Raw genomic sequence first — 395 nt, 5'->3', positions numbered from 1 at the left:
ATGAAACCGAGAATACCGACACGGATGGTGACGGAATTGGCAATAACTCCGATACCGATGATGACAACGATGGGGATTCGGATGAGAATGAACTGACAAACAATACAGATCCGTTGGACGATACCAGCTTTTTTGTTCCAGAAGAAGAAGATACACCGGTAACACCTACTTTGGTCCCCGCCCAGGCCTTTACACCAAATGGCGACGGAAACAACGATGCCTGGATCATACCGGGGATAGACAACTATCCAAATAATGTGGTGAAAGTCTATAACCGATGGGGACATGAGGTATTGACCACCAGATCATACAAAAACAACTGGGAAGGCTTCTACAAGGACAGAAGTGAAAAACTTCCCGCAGGTTCCTACCTATATGTCATCGACCTAGGGGAC

The 395-nt window shown here is 46.6% G+C and carries 1 protein-coding gene; it reads left to right on the top strand.

Annotation, left to right across the window (positions count from 1 at the left end; translation table 11 throughout):
• Nucleotides 1-395, top strand: a 395-nt coding sequence (locus VM932_RS15240; RefSeq protein WP_326279899.1) for a T9SS type B sorting domain-containing protein, incomplete at both ends; no start/stop codon positions are given.

This window comes from Flagellimonas halotolerans, from assembly GCF_035818535.1.
In the GTDB taxonomy this organism is placed as follows: domain Bacteria; phylum Bacteroidota; class Bacteroidia; order Flavobacteriales; family Flavobacteriaceae; genus Flagellimonas; species Flagellimonas halotolerans.
The sequence above is the reverse complement of the archived record's forward strand: the minus strand, read 5'-3'. Positions and strand labels throughout refer to the sequence as shown.